The organism is Mesorhizobium sp. M2C.T.Ca.TU.002.02.1.1 (assembly GCF_003997225.1).
On sequence record NZ_RZTO01000877.1, the window covers coordinates 1 to 2449 of the forward strand.

Sequence of the window (2449 nt, forward strand, 5' to 3'; positions counted from 1 at the left end):
AACGTCGGCTTGCGCCGGCCGTGCGACGATTGAATGGGATAGACAAGGAACTCATCCCATGTCCGCTGAAGATATCTTGCTCTGGGGCGCCGTGCTCGTCCTTGGGTTTATCGCCGGAGCCGCGATCTATTTCGAATCCGCGTCCTTCCGGAAAAGTGAACGCTTGCCGGCAAGCCGGGGCTCCGGCGGCCGCTCCCCGGCCTCGTCAGCCGAAAACAAGACTGTAAAGCGAGGAGCGAAGGGAAGGACACCATGATCAGGAATCCGGAAGATGGAGCAAGCCAATGCAGAAGGCTTTGATGAAGTCCGTCGCGGCTGCGAGCGCTGCTCTGCCCAGCGCGGCATGGGCGCAGGCGCCGTCCGGTTTCGGAAGATACGATTGGGGACCCCACATGATGTGGTGGGGCGGAGGTTGGTATGCCATGATTTTCGGTCCGCTGTTCATGATCCTCTTCCTCGCGGTGCTGGTAGCTGCCGCGATCATTCTGGTCCGCGGAACGGCTGGACCGTGGTCGGGGCCAGCGCCTCATTCGCCCGCAATCCGGACACCGCTTGACATTCTTCGGGAGCGATTTGCGCGCGGCGAGATCGACAAGGAAGAATTCGAGGAAAGGCGCCGTGTGCTCGGCGAATAAGTGGTGCTGGCGCCGGTAGGGCGCACACACACCGGCCATCTCTTGCGAAGCGCGTTGGCGGTGATCCGCGAAGCCATGTGGCTGGCCCTGCGAGTACCCTTTCGGTCACGGCCTTGATGGATCCGAACGAGGCTAGGCTTCGAACCGGGTACCCTGCCGGCCTTTGACGATCTCCACCGCGTCCTCGAGCCGGCCGATCGCCGAAGGGTTGCCTGTCGCCTGGACGAACTCTATCGCGGCACTGATCTTTGGCCCCATCGAGCCGGCCGGGAAATCCTTCCCTGAAAGCTCCGTAGCTCCGACATTGCGAAGCGCGCGGGCCTCCGGCGTGCCGTAGCCGGCATAGACCGCATCGACATCCGTCAGCATCAGCAGCATGTCGGCCTTCAACTGGCGCGCCAGCAGCGAGCTGGCCAGATCCTTGTCGATGACGGCTTCGACGCCGACCATACCGCCACCCTCGAGCGCGACAACGGGAACGCCGCCACCGCCCGTGCAGATGACGATGACATCGTGCTCGACGAGGAAGGAGATCACCGAAGCCTCCAGAATCTCGGTCGGCCGGGGCGAGGGCACCACCCTGCGCCATTTGTCACCATCGGGCGCTACGAACCAGCCGCGCTCTCCTGCGAGCCGTCGCGCTGTCGTTTCGTCGTAGACAGGACCTATCGGTTTCGTCGGATGCGCGAAGGCAGGATCGTGCGGATCGACTTTCACCTGCGTCAGCAGTGTCGCGTATAGTCTCTGAGAGGCGAGGTTGGCGAGCTCCTGCTCGATCATGTAGCCGATCATGCCTGCACTCTCGGCGCCCAGGACGTCAAGCGGGAAAGCGCCGTCCGATGAGGTCGCCGACTGGAGCGCAAGCAGGCCGACCTGCGGACCGTTGCCATGCGTGATCACGAGCGAATGGCCTTCGTCCATCAGCGCGGCCAGGGCGGACGCGGCGCGCTTGACGTTGCTGCGCTGGTTTTCGGCGGTCATCGGTTCGCCGCGCCGCAACAGCGCGTTCCCGCCGAGCGCGACGACGATCAGCATCTCAGTTGCCGATCGTGGCGACAAGCAGCGCCTTGATCGTGTGCATGCGGTTCTCCGCCTGGTCGAAGACGATCGAGGCTCCGGATTCGAACACTTCGTCGGTGACCTCCATGCAATCGATGCCGAACTCGCGCGCGACATAGGCGCCGACTTCGGTGTCGGTATCGTGAAATGCCGGCAGGCAGTGCATGAATTTCACGTGCGGATTGCCGCTGGCCGCCATCACCTTCTTCGTCACCCGATAGGGCGTCAGGAGACGAATGCGCTCCGGCCAGCCGGACTTATCCTCTCCCATCGACATCCAGACATCCGTATAGATGAAATCGGCGTCCTGGACGCAACCGGCAATGTCTTCGTCCAGCCGGAACCGGCCGCCGCTGTTTCCCGCCAATTCCTTGACATGCGCGCAGAATGCATCGTCCGGCCACAACTCCTTCGGCGATGCAATGCGCATGTCGATACCGACCTTGGCCGCCCCCAATGCCAGCGACTGGGCGACATTGTCCCGCCCTTCACCGACGAATGCGACGGTCATGTTCGACAGATGCTTGTGCGTGAATTCGCGCATCGTCATGAAATCGGCGAGAATCTGCGTCGGATGCGCTTCATCCGTCAGGCCGTTGTAGACGGGCACGCCGGCATGCGCCGCCAGCATCTCGGCCTGATGCTGGGCAAAACCGCGATACTCGATGGCGTCATACATCCGCCCGAGCACGCGCGCGGTATCCTTCATGGATTCCTTGTGCCCGATATGGCTGCCTGAGGGGCCGAAATAGGTG

Annotated in this window: 3 protein-coding genes; 1 reads left to right on the plus strand and 2 read right to left on the minus strand. The window is 62.8% G+C overall.

Annotated features, from left to right (window positions below; translation table 11 throughout):
• Nucleotides 1-284 precede the first annotated feature (284 nt).
• Nucleotides 285-635, plus strand: a complete 351-nt coding sequence (locus EOD07_RS30800) for an SHOCT domain-containing protein (protein ID WP_206519609.1) — start codon at nt 285-287, stop codon at nt 633-635.
• Between the two features lie 132 nt (nt 636-767).
• On the opposite strand, the gene arcC is transcribed toward EOD07_RS30800, so the two are convergent.
• Entirely contained in the window at nt 768-1670 is a 903-nt protein-coding gene (arcC, locus tag EOD07_RS30805; protein WP_073988060.1) for a carbamate kinase, read from the minus strand.
• A 1-nt stretch (nt 1671) separates the two neighbouring features.
• The coding region (gene argF / locus EOD07_RS30810) for an ornithine carbamoyltransferase (RefSeq protein WP_127237981.1) at nt 1672-2449 on the minus strand (778 nt) is incomplete at its 5' end.